Origin of the sequence: Hyphomicrobium sp. MC1 (genome assembly GCF_000253295.1) — a bacterium.
In the GTDB taxonomy this organism is placed as follows: Bacteria; Pseudomonadota; Alphaproteobacteria; order Rhizobiales; family Hyphomicrobiaceae; genus Hyphomicrobium_B.
Genome location: NC_015717.1, coordinates 745,966 through 761,831, shown reverse-complemented (window position 1 = coordinate 761,831; position 15,866 = coordinate 745,966). Strand labels below are relative to the sequence as shown.

The window sequence follows — 15,866 nt, the reverse complement described above, 5'->3', positions numbered from 1 at the left end:
GGAACCCGGCCAAGACTGCGTATCCGCCATACGGCATCGAGCCTAGGTTGTAGAGACGAGCGCGCCTCGCTACACCGCAACCTGCGTGCCGACCTCAACGACTCGGTCGGTCGGAATCTGGAAATAAGTCGTCGCGTCTTCCGCGCTTCCTGCCAGCATAATGAACAGGCGTTCCTGCCAACGCGGCATCTCAGACTTCGCTGTCATGCGCAGCGAACGCCGCGACAGAAAGAACGACGTCGAACCGATGTCGATGTTGCAGTCCTTCCGGCGCGCATGTTCGAGAATCTTCGGCACGCTCGGCGTTTCCATGAAGCCGTAACGCGCGATGATCCGGATGAAATGATCGGACACGCGCTCGATCGTCAGCCGCTCATGACGGGCCACGCGCGGCGTCTCTTCCGTACGGATCGAGAGCAGAATGTTGCGCTCATGCATGACGCGATTGTGCTTCAGATTATGCATCATCGACGTGGGCGCAGCATAGGGATCGCCGGTCAGAAACACGGCTGTTCCCGAAACGCGATGCGGCGGCTTCGCTTCGAGCTTGCGCACCAGCCAATCGAGGTCGGCCTCGTTGCGCTTCGTGACTTTCGCCAAAACACGCGTGCCGCGCACCCAGGTGAACATGATGATCGCCAGCATGCAGGCGATTGCGAGCGGCACCCAGCCGCCTTCCAGCAGCTTCAGGATATTGGCTGAGAAGAACGCCTGCTCAATCAGCAACAGCGGAATGATGATGAGCGCAACGCGCCACAGCGGCCACTTCCAGCATTTCCAAATGACGAAGAACGCCATCAGCGAGTCGATGACCATCGCTGCCGTCACCGACACACCGTAGGCCGCCGCCAGATTGGACGACGTCCTGAAGGCAAAAATCGCGACAAGAACGGCTACGAAAAGGATCCAGTTGACCCTCGGCATATAGATCTGTCCGGCCATGCTCTCCGAGGTATGCCGGATCTCGAAGCGCGGCACGAGGCCGAGCTGGATAGCCTGACGCGTCAGCGAAAAGGCCCCCGTAATCACTGCCTGGCTCGCGATCACCGTCGCGAACGTCGACAGGATCAGCATCGGGATCAGCATGAAATCGGGATAAAGCCGATAGAACGGATTTTCGACCGCATTGGCGTCGTTCATGACCAACGCGCCCTGGCCGAAATAATTGAGCACCAGCGCCGGCATGACGAAGTACACCCAGGCGACAGAGATAGGCTTCCGGCCGAAATGGCCAAGGTCGGCGTAGAGCGCCTCGGCGCCGGTACACGCCAGAAAGACGAGGCCCATCACCGTCAGGCCCAGAAAGCCGTGGTGGTAGACAAACGAAATGCCCTCAATCGGATTGAGGGCACGAAGGACGTGCAGATTGTCGGCGATGTGGACGAGGCCGCCCAGCGCCAGGATGGCAAACCAGACGCACATGACCGGACCGAAAAATCGCGCGACCCGGTCCGTGCCACGTGACTGCATCCAGAAAAGGCCGGCGAGAACAATGACGGCGACCGGAATGACGGCGCGTTCGAATTGCGGCGCGATGAGTTGCAGGCCTTCGACCGCCGATAACACCGAAATCGCCGGCGTGATAACCGCATCGCCGTAAAAGAACGAAGCGCCGGCAATACCAAGCGCACCGAGCAGCGGCGCGCTGCGGCGGGCGACGGTCTGGCCCAGCGCCATCAGCGCGAACATACCGCCCTCGCCCTTGTTATCGGCGCGGAGCAAAAGGAGCACGTACTTCACGGTGACGACGAGCGTCATGCTCCAGAAGATGAGCGACAGCACGCCAACCGCCGCCTCCGCGGCAGTCAACCCGCGGTGCGAAGCAGCTGTGATAGCCTCCTTGAAAGCATAAAGCGGACTCGTACCGATGTCGCCAAAGACGACACCTACCGAGCCCAGTGCCAATGCCCAGAAGTTCTTACTGTCATGCCCCTCTCCGACGCCATAATCGGCAGCCTGAGAAGAGGCGGGCGCTTGTGCCATTCAGGCACCTCGACCTGTCGAATTGGGCTGCATCGCAGCAAAGTGGCGGGCTTCTACCCTCACGTCGAGCCGATGGAAAGCGTTAAATTCGCCACCCCCAAGTTGCCTTTCCAGCGGACCGTTCGGCAGCACACCTTCGCAGGATTCGCTGCACCGCCGAACAGTCGGTTTTATGAACGCTTTCTAGAGCAGGCTCAAGACATGGTTTCCAGTTCGTCGATCATCCCCTCGATGACCTTAAGTCCCTTATTCCAGAACTGAGGATCGCGCGCATCGAGCCCAAACGGCGCCAGCAGCTCCGAATGGTGTTTCGACCCGCCTGCTTTCAAAAGATCGAAGTATTTCGCCACGAACCCGGGGTGAGCTTCGGCGTAAAGGCCGTAAAGCGAGTTTACCAGACAGTCGCCGAACGCGTAGGCGTAGACGTAGAAAGGCGAATGAATGAAGTGCGGGATATAGGTCCAAAAGACCTCGTAGCCGGGTTTTAGATCGATCGCCGGCCCCAGGCTTTCCGCCTGAACGTCCATCCAGAAGCCGTTGATCTGCTCGGCCGTCAGTTCGCCCTCGCGGCGCGCTTCGTGAACCTTTCGCTCAAAAGTATAGAATGCGATCTGGCGCACAACGGTATTGATCATGTCCTCGACCTTGGCCGCGAGCATGGCTTTCTTTTCGCGCGCATCCTTGGTCTCAGCGATGAGCGCGCGGAACGTCAGCATCTCGCCGAACACGGACGCCGTCTCGGCGAGCGTCAGCGGCGTCGGCGCCAGCAGCGGACCCTGATCGCGCGCGAGCCACTGATGGACGCCATGGCCAAGCTCATGCGCGAGCGTCATGACATCGCGCGGCTTACCGAGATAATTCATCATGACGTAAGGGTGCACCGACGGCACCGTCGACGCCGAGAACGCGCCTGGCGCCTTGCCGGGCTTCACCGGCGCATCGATCCAGTTCTTATCGAAGAACTGCTTGGCGATCGTCGCCATCTCGGGCGCAAAACCGTTGTAAGCCCGAAGAACGATCTGCTCGGCTTCCGACCACGTGATCGTGCGTTCCGGCTTGTCGGGAAGCGGCGCGTTGCGATCCCAAGATGCCAGCGTCTTCTTGCCGAGCCATTTGGCTTTCATTGCGTAATAGCGATGCGACAGCAGCGGATAGGCCGCGCGGACACTCGACACCAGCGCGTCGACAACCGGGCCTTCGACACGGTTCGCAAGGTTGCGGCTGTCTGAAACGTCTTTGAAATTGTGCCAGCGGTCGGAGATCTCTTTGTCTTTCGCAAGCGTATTCGTGATCCGCGAAAACAGCGGCAGATTCGCTTGAAAAACTTTGCTGAGCGCTTTTGATCCTGCCTCGCGCTTCTTCTCGTCAGCGTGCGACAGCAGGTTGAGCGTCGGCTCAAGCGAAAGCGCTTCCTTCTCGCCTTCGACCTCAAATCGCAGCGCCGACATTGTCTCGTCGAACAGCCGGTTCCACGCGCCGCGGCTCGTCTGCGATTTTTCGGTGAAAAGCGTCTCGATCCGTTCGTCGAGCTGATGCGGCTTTTCCTTCCGCAGATCATCGAACCACGGCTTATAGCGCTTGAGGCTTTCGTGCTTCAGCGCCGACTCAAGCACGGCGTCGTCGATCTGATTGAGTTCGAGTTCGAAAAAGATGAGATCGGTGTAGAGCTTCGTCAGCGCTTCCGAGACGTCGGCATTGAATTTCGCACGCGCCGGGTCCGTCTGATTGAGAACATAGTAGAGCCCGGAAAACGATCCGAGCTTGCCCGCGAGATCGGACAGCTTCTCGTAATCCTTGACCGGATGGATCAGCTTGTCGCCGTCCTTGGCGAGTTCCGCTAAGCGCCCTTGATACGTCGCCTTGATGCGCGTCGCCTCAGCGGCCGCTTCTTTGAGATCGCGCTGAATGGCCGGATCGCCGGGACCGGAATAGAGATCGCTCAGATCCCATTGCGGCATGTTGCCCAGGGCGTCCCTATCGTCCGCCAGCTTGGTCGCGGATTGTGGAGCGAGAGTGATATCGGACAACGGCCACCTGCGCATGAGAACCTCTATAGTTAAGAATGCGAGCCGTGGCTTAGCACAGCCTCGGAAAAGATGAAATTTGACGATCCAGACAGATGTAGGGTCGGCACCGGCTGAAAAAAACTTTCGCGAGAGTTCAGCCTCTTAGCGAACGGCGGCGAAATTTGCGTCACCGCGAAACCTTACGTTTACCGTTGTCCGGCAATGATGTGCTCGTTGCGTAAGTTCCGGGTCACCAAGTGTGTGAAGCTGGGGCAGTCTGCTTCCATTGCTCAAAAACGACCCTCGTGTCTGCGTTAGAGTAAAAGTTGCGTGAAAATGTCAAAGCGTATTCTGATCGTCGATGACGATCCTGCCCAGCGTCGAATTCTCGAAGAGACGATCAAGCGATTTGGCTTCGAGACCAAGTCATGTGGCTCCGGCGAACAGGCCGTTCAAGTTCTCGAAGGCCAGGAACGCCCCCAGATCGGTCTCGTCCTGTTGGACTTGATCATGCCGGGAATGGACGGCATGGCCGTTCTTGACCGTGTCGGCCACGTTGCTGGCATGCCGCCAATCATCGTGCAGACAGCGAACGGCTCGATCGAAACCGCGATCAACGCCATGCGCCGCGGCGCAGTCGATTTCGTCGTCAAGCCCGCCTCGCCAGAACGGCTCGAGGTATCCATCAAGAGCGCCCTCAAAATTGAAGCACTGACGGACGAAATCACGCGCATCAAGAAAACCGCCGAAGGCAAGCTGACGTTCGGCGATCTCGTTCTGCGCGGCGAAGCGATGACGCGTGTCATCACGCTCGGCAAGCGCGCCGCCGCATCGAACATCCCGGTTCTGATCGAAGGGGAAAGCGGCGTCGGCAAGGAACTCATCGCACGCGCCATTCAAGGCGAGAGCGATCGCGCCGGCCAGCCCTTCATCACGGTGAACTGCGGAGCGATTCCCGAAAACCTGATCGAAAGCATTCTGTTCGGTCACGAGAAGGGATCGTTTACCGGCGCCATCGACAAGCGCACCGGCAAATTCCAAGAAGCCGATGGCGGCACGCTCTTCCTCGACGAAGTCGGCGAGTTGCCCTTGGAAGCTCAGGTGAAGTTGCTGCGCGCCCTGCAGGAAGGCGAGATCGATCCGGTCGGCTCCAAGCGTCCGGTGAAGGTCAACTTCCGCCTCATCTCAGCGACGAACCGTGACATGATCCAGCAGGTCAAGGACGGCAAGTTCCGCGAGGATCTCTACTACCGTCTCAACGTCTTCCCGATCTTCGTTCCGCCTCTGCGTGAACGCGTCGAAGACATCCCCGAGCTTGCGCGCCACTTCATTGCCCGCTTCGCCGCCGAGGAAGGCAAGCGCGTGACCACGATCTCTGACCGTGCCATGCGTTTGCTGCAGGCCTACTCCTGGCCGGGCAACGTTCGCCAGCTCGAGAATGCGGTCTTCCGCGCGGTCGTCCTGGCCGACGGTCCTGAACTCACGGTTTCGGAATTCCCTCAGATCGCCGCCCACGTCGACGGCTTCGAGGCCGAAATTCCGGCCGCACCTTCGGTCGTCCAGAAGCCGCAGGCCTACACCGGCCCGGCCCTTCTCGGCGCCGAGAACACCGTCCCGCATACCGTCGAGATGAAGACCTCATCGGCGGGAAGTGCGCTCGGTATCCAGGCTATGGCTGAGGACGGCGAAATCCGCTCGCTCGAAGCCATCGAAGCCGACATGATCCGCTTGGCTCTCGGCCGTTATCGCGGCCACATGACGGAAGTCGCCAAACGGCTCAACATCGGACGCTCGACGCTTTACCGCAAAATGCAGGAATACGGCCTCGAGCCCCGCACCAACTAGACACGTCACCGAACCTTAGAGGCTGCACGCCAAAGGCGAGAGTGGAGCGCGCATGCACGCGCCCTCCGTTCCCGCCACCATGCGACCAGACCGCACACGACATTCCGTTTACATCCGACCGGTCTTCAAGATCGCCGGCCAGGATGAGAGAGCGAGCCCCTTCGCCCTCGACAGCAAAAGCCCCGGCTGCATCCGGGGCTTTTGCATTTTCGCTATAGCTGTCGCGAAATCCGACGTGCCGCAATCAAATTGAAACTTTCCGCTTTCTATGGTGTTGGAAGTAAGCGAATCGGGTGGGCGCTTCGGACGCGCCGTATTGGCCCGTTTTCTGTGCATTTAAGGGCACGAAACAGCAACAGTTTCGCCACAGCGCTGTGCAACACAGCTATGTCCCGCGATCTGGTTGGTCAGACGAAACGCTGGCGCCTATCTATCGCCGGGGGAGTTGAAAGGTGGTTTTCGGAATGCGCGTCGCAAAAGTCCTGGCTGTCGGCCTGTTGCTGACGGCCAGCGCAGGATCAGCCGCGTTGGCACTCGATCCCGCCAGTGATCAGCTGACAAGTGATCAACAACCGACAAGTGGTCAGTCCAACAGCACGGATAGCGCGACACAACCTGCCGCCGCTCCCGCAGCCGGTTCACAGGAAACGGCGCCGGAACATCAACCCGCAGCGGACGCTGCCAAACCGGCACCGGATGCTTCCACTGTAGAACAGGCACCGGCAGCGCCCGCAACCGACAGCGCGGCAGCGCCCGAAAGCAAGCCTTCAGCCGAAGCTCCGTCGTCCGAAGCTAAGGCGCCGGAAGCACCTGCCGCTACCGACAAACCGACCGACACGGCGGTAACCGCGCCGGCTGCTGAAACGCCTGCACCTGCTGCCGACGCCGCAGCCGCCGAGCAGCCCAAAATCGCCGCCGACGATCGGCTGCTCTATCTGCCTATCGAAGACTACATACGGAACAACGCCAAGAAGGCGTTGTCCGGAACCGACGCTGAGGATCGCGACGCACTCGCAAAGTTCTATCACGATCGCATGGGCGCAACGCTGTGGGTCGACAAGCACGGCTTCACGCCCGAAGCCAAGAACCTCATTTCGGCGCTCCAAGGTGCCGACGATTGGGGCCTGCGCTCGGCCGATTTCAAGATCCCCGATCTGAAGGCGAACGCCGACGGCGGCTTCAATCCCGACGACCTGATGGCCGCAGAAGCCCGTCTGTCGCTTGAGGCGATGGAGTATGCGCGCGATGCTCACGGCGATCGCATCAGCGATCCGTCCGCACAGCTCGGCACGTACATCGACCGCAAGCCGGTTCTGCTTGATCGCAAGACAGTCATCGACGATCTCGCGGCAGCACCCGACAAAGCTGCCTATCTGACCTCGCTCAACCCGCAGCAGGAGCAGTTCCGCCGTTTGCGCGAGAAGCTCCTCGCACTGCGGGCGTCGAAAAAGGCCGAGGAAGCGCTCAAAATTCCCAGCGGGCCGAATATCAAACCCGGCCAGAGCGATCCCGCAATCGCCGTCCTGCGCAAGCGCCTGAAAGTCACGGCTCCGCCGGTCAAAGCTGACGGCTCGCCCGCCGACGAAAACTATTACGACAATGCGCTGGCCGACGCCGTGAAGGCCTACAAGGAGCAGAAGGGCATTCGCCCGGCGAGCTTCTGGATTACGAACGTGCTGCGCAATTCGTTGAACGCCGGCAACGGCGTCACGACGGACCGCCTAGTCGCCAATATGGAAGAGTGGCGGTGGATGCCCGCCGATCTCGGCAACTACTACGTCATGGTCAACATCCCGGAATTCAAATTCCGCGTGGTGTCAAATGGCCAGGTCATCCATGAGGAGCGCATCGTCTCTGGCCGGCCCGACGCCCAGTCGCCGATCTTCTCCGAGACGATGAAGACCGTCGTTATCAAGCCGCGCTGGAACGTTCCGGACTCGATCAAGATCAAGGAACTGCTGCCAGGCCTCAGATCGGGCTACGATTCATTGCGTCGCCAGGGTCTGGTCATGGAATACAACGGCCGCAAGGTCGATCCGCGAAATGTCGATTGGTCTCGCACCGACATTCGCAATTTCCATGTCTATCAGCCGCCCGGCGGCGGCAACGCGCTCGGCGTCGTGAAGTTCCTGTTCCCGAACAAGCACGCGGTCTATCTGCACGACACGCCGAGCAAAGGTCTGTTCAACGAACCCGTCCGCGCTTTCAGCCACGGCTGCATGCGCGTGCGCAACCCTGTATCGCTGGCCGAGCTGATCCTCGACAAGGATAAAGGCTGGGACAAAGAGAAGGTCGACGATCTCGTCAAGAACGGCCCAGAGGAGAACGAGATCGCCCTCGATCATCCCATTCCCGTGCACGTGACGTATTTCACGGCGTGGGTCGATGATAACGGCGAAGTTCAGACCTTCAACGACATCTACGGCCACGAGAAACGCATTACGCTCGCGCTCGCCGGCAAGTGGAACCAGATCGTCAAAGCTGACGAAAAGAAAGTGTCGCCCGAAGACATCCCGAATGAGGGATGGCGCAACGATGGTTTCGCATCGCTCTTCGGCGATGACGACGAATACGACAGCCGCGGGCGCCGCAAGAAGCACAACGGTGGCCTCGGCAGTTTCTTCAAGCAGGTCTTTGGCGGCTTCTGAGCACAGCCAACGACTGACGAAGCAGACATGAGAAGCCGGCCGCGTAAGCGGGCCGGCTTTTTCATTTGCCGAGCCCACTGGCCTTTTTATCGCCCTTTCCGAAGTTTTAGATATCGGCCGGGGATAGTTACTGCCTCTTAACGGTTCGGGGTTAATCGTTAACGGCCGAGCATTTTGGCCCCAGTCGGGCTCGGAATGTTTTTAGTAGGGACGGGGGAATTCGTGGCCGCTCGCCGCTCAGGGCTGGTATTCGGCGCACTCGCGCTGATTTTGTCTGTGTGTCTCAACGCCGACAAGATGACGGCGGCCGGGCAGCCTAATGAGCGCGTGATTTCCCTCTATCACATCCACACACACGAACGCCTGACCATCGTCTACAAGCGGAATGGAAAATACATTCCCGAGGCGATGACCAAGATAAATTACATCATGCGCGACTGGCGCAAAAACAAGATCATAACGATCGCGCCCGCCACTATCGACCTCGCCTGGGAAATGCACGAAGAACTCGGCTCGAAGGAGCCGATCAACATCATCTGCGGCTACCGCACGGCAAGCACCAATGAAATGCTTCGCGAAACGCGCGGCGGTCAGGCGCGGTTCAGCCAGCACATCACCGGCAAGGCGATCGACATTACCTTCCCCGACATTCCGCTGAAGAAGATGCGCTACTCCGCGCTGATCCGTGAGCGCGGCGGCGTCGGATACTATCCGACGTCCGGCATCCCCTTCATTCACATCGACACCGCCAACGTTCGCATGTGGCCGCGCATGCCGCGTCAGGAGCTTGCCCTGCTCTTTCCGAACGGCCGCTCGAAATTCGTGCCCGCCGACGGCCGTCCGATCACCCCGGCCGACGTTAAAATCGCGCGGAGCCGCTTCCACGATCTGGCAACTCAGGTCGCTGAATTCTTCCATGACCGCCGTGAGCCCGGAACCTCGCGCACCATGGTGGCGTCGCTCGAAGTCAGCCCGCCGAAGAAGCATCTCAACGTGGTCGCCTCATTGGGTTTCGGCGCACGCCCGAAAATCGCCGATGGCTCTACGCGTCGCAACGTCAACATAACGACTGAGCCCGACCCGTTGCTCACGCCACCGATACGCCCGTTCGCGCCGGCATCGACGGTCGCATCGCTCGAACCCAGCGATGGGCAATCACAGGCAATCGCTGTCCCGAGGCTGATCGACCGCTCGTCGCATTTCACGGTTCCGTCGCAAGCCGATCGCAGCAAGCTCAATGATCTGGTTGCGTCCGCCGCCTCCATGCCGCTGCCGGAACTCATCCAAGGTCCAAGACCCGCCGTTCGCCCGCAGAAAGCGCTCGCCGCCGCAGCCTTGGCTGAAAATCGCAAACCTTCGGAAGCGCCGATCGCTCAAGTCGCAAGCCTCGATCCGGCGGCCGGAACCGTCAGCGATATGCGCCCGGCCAGCATGACCGAATGGGCGCAGGCACCGGCCTACGACGAAGACCATCCCGACGAGATGGACTATCGCCCCTTCCCGCTTGCTCCGTTTCTGACCAACGAACCGACGGCCCGCGACAAGCCGCTCGCGCCGATGCAGGCTCCCGACGTCGCCGCTACGCTCGAAGTCCTGGATGATGTCGATACGCTTGAGCCAATGCGGTTCCGGCCGGGACGCCAATTGGCGGAAGCAATGTGGTGCGATCAATTCAAAGGCAAGGCCGTGCACGCCGAAGCCCTGAAGGAACTGGAAGACAGCCGCATCGCCACGGGCATCTCGAACCGCCCTGTCCAGACCAGCGCCCGCTGACAATTCGCTAAGTTGACTGGCGCTAAGCCTCGAGCGCCGCAACGCCGCGCTTAAGCGACACCTGCCCAGCCTCGTTGACGAACTTGCCCAACGCCAGAAAATCCGCACGCCGCGGACTTGAGCGACGCCACGCAAGCCCGATGGACCGCGACGGCTCAGGATCAACGAAGCGGATCATCTTGATGTCGCGGCCACGGCTTTCGATGCCGATGCAGATCTCCGGCAGCAGCGTGATTCCGAAACCTGCCGACACCATCTCGACGATAGTCGACAGGCTCGACGCTCCGAACGTGTTGACATCATCGACCTGCTGCAAGCTGCAATAGGTGAGCGCCTGGTCGCGCAGGCAATGCCCCTCTTCGAGCAGCAGAAGGCGGTCGTGCTCGACCATCTCCTTCGTTGCCCGCACGCGGCCGGAGAGCTTTCGGCTTTTCGGCATCGCCAACAAAAACCGGTCTTCGAAAACGGGTAACGTTTCGATATCCGGATTTTTGATCGGCAAAGCCAAGAGCAGCACGTCGAGTTTCCCCTCGACCAGCTCATCCGTCAGAACCTGCGTCTGCGTCTCGCGAACGTGCAGTTCGAGATCGGGATGATGCTCCTTCAGCAGCGGCAGAAGCGGCGGCAGCAGATACGGCGCAACCGACGGAATGACACCCAGCCGAAGCGTCCCGGATAGAAGGCCGCCCGCGTGCTGCGCATAATCGACGAGATTGCGGACGTCGTTGAGAAGCCGCTGCGCGCGTAGCGCGATTTCCTCGCCCTTCGGCGTCAGCTTGATGCCGCTGCGCGTTCGCTCGACGAGCGCAATGCCCAATGAGGCTTCAAGATCCTGAATCTGCATCGACAATGCAGGCTGCGTGACCGCGCAGGCATCGGCGGCGCGGCCGAAATGCTGTTCGCGCGCGAGCGCGTCAAAATACCGGAGCTGCTTGAGTGTGACGTGAACCATCAGAAGGTCTAATGCCCAGCGCAAGAAATAGCGATTTGTCCTTATCACGACCGGGCATTAGGGTGAACCTGAAGACGCGCAGAACCAATCACATTTCCGCGCGCACAGAGGTGGCAGTCGAAAGACTGCTGTCGCCAGCACCGCCTTTTCCTCAGCGCCGAATGGGGACTGGGCGGTGCTGTTTTATTACGGGTTGCAGATCGGCGTTACCGCGCCTTGCGGCCGGCAATGAAAGCCCACGCTGGCGACCGGCCAATCGAAGCCGCCGCCGGCTCGCGGAACGCGAGTCGCAGGGCGCAACTAAAGACTCACTTACTCAGCGGCCATCATCGCGTCGGCAAGCGCTTCCGTATTGGGTGCCTGATCCAACATTCCCAGCGCATGCATGTAGACTTCCAGGATGCTCTCTTCTTCTTGGCGCTCCTGGTTGCTCTTCTTGCGCAGCCGAACGATCTGGCGCAGCGCCTTGACGTCGAAGCCGACGGCCTTGGCTTCCGTGTATTTGTCACGGATATCGGCCGCGAGCTGCTTCTTTTCCTCTTCGAGGCGTTCGATCTGTTCGACGAACTGGCGCAGCTGATTTTGCGCCGAGGCTTGAAGCGTGCTCATGGGAACTCCTGCTGTCTTGTTCCGCCGACGCTAACGGCGAGCGTCGGCCACAGCAAGGCGGCGATCCCCGCTATCCAAAGGGATAAATTTGGTCCGCCATCTTGACGTTGTATATGTCGCGGAGCGTTTGTGAGTCGCTGCGGTGCCGCGCCTTGCGGCCGGCTCTCCAAAGGAGAGTCGCAAGGCGCAACAAAAAGCCGGCCGACTGCTTGCTCCAAAGCCGTCCCCGGCGGCCGGCTCGCGGAACGCGAGTCGCCGGGGACCACGATTAATGATCTCTCGGCCGGTTCTGTTCGAAGGCCGCCTGTTTATCGGGCGACGCTTCGGTCTGATGCTTGGCTTTCCACTCCTGGAACGGCATGCCGTAGACGATTTCGCGGGCGTCATCCTTGGACAATTCGAGCCCCTTGCCCTCCGCCGCGTCCGACATCCACGTCGCCAAGCAATTCCGGCAGAACCCGGCCAAATTCATCATATCGATGTTCTGAACGTCCGTTCGCGACCGCAAATGCTCGACCAGACGCCGGAATACCGCGGCTTCGAGTTCAATTGTCGTTTGCGGATCGAAAGTCTTCATGGCCAACTCCTTGACCGGCAGGATCCTGCGACGGGCTTACGACATAAGCACCATTCCGGCCACCCGAAAGCCCCGCCTAAGCTGCGGCCTCTGATGCCTTGACGGGGACGGAGCGTTTGCGCAAACCAGACCCCCAATAATGAGATAACAAGCAGGCATCGGCCTAGGGAGACACTATGAAAGACGGCACGAACGGCGGCGTCCGCGAGACTTTGAGCACGCTGTTCGAAACCGCTTATCGGACGGCCCACCCCGCGGTTTGCCTGCCTGCGCACCTGCCCAAGGTCCCCGAAGGCGGCCGGATCATCATCATCGGTGCCGGCAAGGGCTCTGCCGCGATGGCCGTCGCAGCCGAAGAGCATTACATCGCAACCGGCGAAGCCGGCAAAATCTCGGGCCTTATCTCGACGCGCCACGGCTTCGGCTTGCCGACCAAGATCATCGAAATCCTGGAAGCGGGCCACCCCGTTCCCGACGCAAATTCCATCGTTGGTGCCGAACGCGCCATTGCGCTGGCGAAGAGCGCCGGGCCGAACGATCTCGTTCTTTGCCTGCTGTCGGGTGGCGCTTCGGCGATCTGGGCAGCTCCGGTGCCGGATGTCAGCTTCGAAGCCAAGCAGGCCCTGACCAAACAGCTGCTGAAATCCGGAGCACCGATCTCGGAAATGAATTGCGTGCGCAAGCACCTCTCCGAAGTCAAAGGTGGCAAGCTCGCAGCCGCCGTCTATCCGGCGCGCTTGCTAACGCTCGCTATCTCCGACGTGCCGGGCGACAATCCCGACGAGATCGGCTCCGGCCCGACCGTCGCCGACCGCTCGACGCTAGCGGACGCACGCGCCGTGCTCGCCAAATGGAAGATCACGCCGTCGCCCGAGATCGCGAAAGCGCTCGACGATCCGAAAAACGAAACGCTGAAAGCCGGCGATCCAAAGCTCGCCAATTCGACTTACGAAATCGTCGCCGCACCGCGCGCTTCGATCGAAGCTGCTGGCGCCATCGCACGCGATCTCGGCTATCGCACCATCATGCTTGGCGACGATCTTGAAGGCGAAGCGCACGACGTCGCCCGCAAGCACGCCGAGATGGCGCTCGAAGCGAAAGCTAAGGGCGAAAAGGTCGCGATTATGTCCGGTGGCGAATTGACCGTCACTGTACGCGGCAACGGCTCCGGCGGCCCCAACCAGGAATACGCCCTCGGCCTCGCCATCGCATTGAATGGCACGCCGGGCATCGCCGGCCTCGCTGGCGACACCGACGGCATCGACGGCGGTGGCGGACACCACAGCGATCCGGCAGGCGCCATGGTTTTCCCCGATACGCTCGCACGGGCTGCGTCACAAAATCTCAATGCCGCCAAGTTCCTGGAGAACAACGACTCGACGGGTTTCTTTCGCCCCATAGGCGATCTTATTCTGTGTGGCCCGACCCAAACCAACGTCAACGATTTCCGGGTCATCCTTGTCGATCCGTAAGCAAGACACACGGCGTTGGCGAACGGCTGGGGACACAACCAGAACTCTCCGCTATAGGAATTGGAGCTTCTGACTTGCCATCCCGCAATTCTTCGCGCGCCATTGTCCGGCACGTCATCTTTTCGTTGGCCTTATGTGTTTACACGTCGGCGGCACATGCCGACCTGAAGCTTTGCAACGCGACATCAAGCCGGGTGGGCGTCGCGATTGGTTATCAGGACACCACAGGCTGGGCGACGGAAGGCTGGTGGAATATCGCATCGCAAACCTGCGAGACGCTTCTGAAGGGAGCCTTGCCGAGCCGCTACGTTTACGTCCACGCCGTCGATTACGATCGCGGCGGCGAATGGGGCGGCAAAAACGACATGTGCACGACAGAAAAGTCCTTTGCCATCCGGGGGGTTCAGGATTGCGTGAAACGCGGATATAAGCGCACCGGATTTTTCGAAGTAGATACTGGCGAGGCGAAGGAGTGGACCATCCGCCTCACCGATCCGGGCCAAGGAAATGCAGACAAATGAGACGTAATCGGCGGGTCAAGATTGTAGCGACGCTTGGACCCGCGTCTGCCTCCCCCGAGATGGTCGAGCGCCTGTTCATGGCGGGCGTCGATGTCTTCCGTATTAACATGAGCCACTCGACCCACGACGGTTCGAAGGCGCTCTATAACACCGTGCGCGCCTGCGCCGCGCGCCATCGCCATCCCATCGGCATCCTTGCCGACTTGCAAGGTCCGAAGTTCCGCATCGGCAATTTTGACGCCGGCCGCATCAACGTGCCGACCGGCGCGATCTTCAAGTTCGATCGCGACGAAACGCTCGGTTCGGAAGAACGCGTTTACCTGCCGCACGAGCAGATTTTCGAAGCCATCCAGCCGGGCCACAACCTCGTCCTTGACGACGGCAAGCTGCGCATGCGCGTCATCGAAGCGTCGCCCGTGCAAATCAAGGCCGAGATCACGACCGGTGGTATGCTCGCAAGCCGCAAGGGCATTTCGATGCCCGACACGCTGCTGCCAATCAGTCCGCTTACGGAAAAAGACAAGGCCGACCTGGCACACGCGCTGAAACTCGGCGTCGATTGGGTTGCCTTGTCGTTCGTCCAGCGCGCCGAAGACGTGCACGAGGTGCGCCGCCTAATCGGCAATCGCGCCGCCATTCTCTCCAAGATCGAAAAGCCGTCCGCTGTCGCAGCACTCGAAGAGGTGATCGCGGCGTCCGACGCAATCATGGTCGCGCGCGGCGATCTTGGCGTCGAAATGCCGGTCGAGAAGGTGCCCGGCATCCAGAAGAAGATCACGAGACTGTCGCGCGCCGCTGGCAAGCCCGTCATCGTCGCGACGCAGATGCTCGAAAGCATGATCTCCTCGCCGATGCCGACGCGCGCCGAAGTCTCCGACGTCGCGACTGCAGTGTTCGACGGCGCCGACGCGATCATGCTGTCGGCCGAAAGCGCCGTTGGCCAATATCCGGTCGAAGCCATCCAGATGATGGACAAGATCGCCCGCGAGGTTGAGCACGATCCGGTCTACGAGCCGATGCTCTACGCGACACAGACCGAGCCGCTGCCGACCGGTGCTGACGCTATCGCCGCAGCCGCATCCGCCATCGCCGACACGGTGAAGCTTGGCGCCATCGTCTGCTACACGGCGACCGGCTCGACGGTGCTACGCGTCACGCGCGAACGCCCCGGAATTCCGGTCATCGGTCTGACGCCGGTTGAATCGACGGCACGTCGGCTGGCCCTGGTCTGGGGCGTCCATACCATCCTGACGGGCGACCCCGAAAACCTCTCGCACATGGTGCGCAAGGCATGCCGCATCGCGTTCGAGGAAGGCTTGGTCAAGGCACGAGAGGGCATTTTAATCACCGCCGGTGTTCCGCTCGGTAGCCCCGGTGCGACGAACATGATCCGCATCGCCTTCATCGACGATTCCGGCGCACCGATCGCGGAAGAGGTGTAAGCCGCCTTTATTGCATCTCGCCGGTCTTCACCCACGTT

Annotated in this window: 11 protein-coding genes; 6 read left to right on the top strand and 5 right to left on the bottom strand. The window is 60.5% G+C overall.

What is annotated here, in order from left to right; translation table 11 throughout:
* Positions 1-69: 69 nt before the first annotated feature.
* Both HYPMC_RS03525 and HYPMC_RS03520 read right to left on the bottom strand, forming a co-directional pair.
* A complete protein-coding gene (locus HYPMC_RS03525) occupies positions 70-1,983 on the bottom strand; it encodes a potassium transporter Kup (RefSeq protein WP_013946413.1) in 1,914 nt (637 codons plus the stop codon).
* A gap of 194 nt (positions 1,984-2,177) precedes the next feature.
* Positions 2,178-4,025: a M3 family oligoendopeptidase gene (locus HYPMC_RS03520; protein ID WP_013946412.1), complete on the bottom strand. Its 1,848-nt coding sequence runs from the start codon at positions 4,023-4,025 to the stop codon at positions 2,178-2,180.
* Between the two features lie 300 nt (positions 4,026-4,325).
* Here HYPMC_RS03520 and HYPMC_RS03515 point away from each other — a divergent pair, with 300 nt between their 5' ends.
* The 3 genes from HYPMC_RS03515 to HYPMC_RS03505 all read left to right on the top strand — a co-directional run bounded on the left by HYPMC_RS03515 (position 4,326) and on the right by HYPMC_RS03505 (position 10,255).
* On the top strand, positions 4,326-5,834 hold the full coding sequence (locus HYPMC_RS03515; protein WP_024275409.1) for a sigma-54 dependent transcriptional regulator: 1,509 nt from the start codon (positions 4,326-4,328) through the stop codon (positions 5,832-5,834).
* 464 nt (positions 5,835-6,298) lie between these two features.
* Positions 6,299-8,482 (top strand): murein L,D-transpeptidase, encoded by a 2,184-nt coding sequence (locus HYPMC_RS03510; RefSeq protein WP_024275408.1) that lies wholly within the window; start codon positions 6,299-6,301, stop codon positions 8,480-8,482.
* 222 nt (positions 8,483-8,704) lie between these two features.
* Positions 8,705-10,255, top strand: a complete 1,551-nt coding sequence (locus HYPMC_RS03505; protein WP_013946409.1) for a DUF882 domain-containing protein — start codon at positions 8,705-8,707, stop codon at positions 10,253-10,255.
* 22 nt (positions 10,256-10,277) lie between these two features.
* Here HYPMC_RS03505 and HYPMC_RS03500 read toward each other — a convergent pair whose 3' ends face one another.
* From HYPMC_RS03500 to HYPMC_RS03490, 3 genes are all read right to left on the bottom strand, one after another.
* Positions 10,278-11,207, bottom strand: a complete 930-nt coding sequence (locus tag HYPMC_RS03500) for a hydrogen peroxide-inducible genes activator (protein WP_024275407.1) — start codon at positions 11,205-11,207, stop codon at positions 10,278-10,280.
* 312 nt (positions 11,208-11,519) lie between these two features.
* Complete coding sequence (locus tag HYPMC_RS03495) at positions 11,520-11,816, bottom strand: DUF2312 domain-containing protein (protein ID WP_013946407.1); 297 nt, start codon at positions 11,814-11,816, stop codon at positions 11,520-11,522.
* A 268-nt stretch (positions 11,817-12,084) separates the two neighbouring features.
* Complete coding sequence (locus HYPMC_RS03490; protein WP_013946406.1) at positions 12,085-12,393, bottom strand: DUF1244 domain-containing protein; 309 nt, start codon at positions 12,391-12,393, stop codon at positions 12,085-12,087.
* A gap of 176 nt (positions 12,394-12,569) precedes the next feature.
* Here HYPMC_RS03490 and HYPMC_RS03485 point away from each other — a divergent pair, with 176 nt between their 5' ends.
* The 3 genes from HYPMC_RS03485 (at position 12,570) to pyk (ending at position 15,828) form a co-directional block, all read left to right on the top strand.
* Positions 12,570-13,865, top strand: a complete 1,296-nt coding sequence (locus HYPMC_RS03485) for a glycerate kinase (protein WP_013946405.1) — start codon at positions 12,570-12,572, stop codon at positions 13,863-13,865.
* Positions 13,866-13,966: 101 nt separating this feature from the next.
* Positions 13,967-14,386, top strand: a complete 420-nt coding sequence (locus HYPMC_RS03480) for a DUF1036 domain-containing protein (protein ID WP_085941688.1) — start codon at positions 13,967-13,969, stop codon at positions 14,384-14,386.
* Positions 14,383-15,828, top strand: coding sequence for a pyruvate kinase (gene pyk, locus HYPMC_RS03475; protein WP_013946403.1), 1,446 nt, complete (start codon positions 14,383-14,385; stop codon positions 15,826-15,828). Before HYPMC_RS03480 ends, pyk begins: the two co-directional genes overlap by 4 nt.
* Positions 15,829-15,866 lie beyond the last annotated feature (38 nt).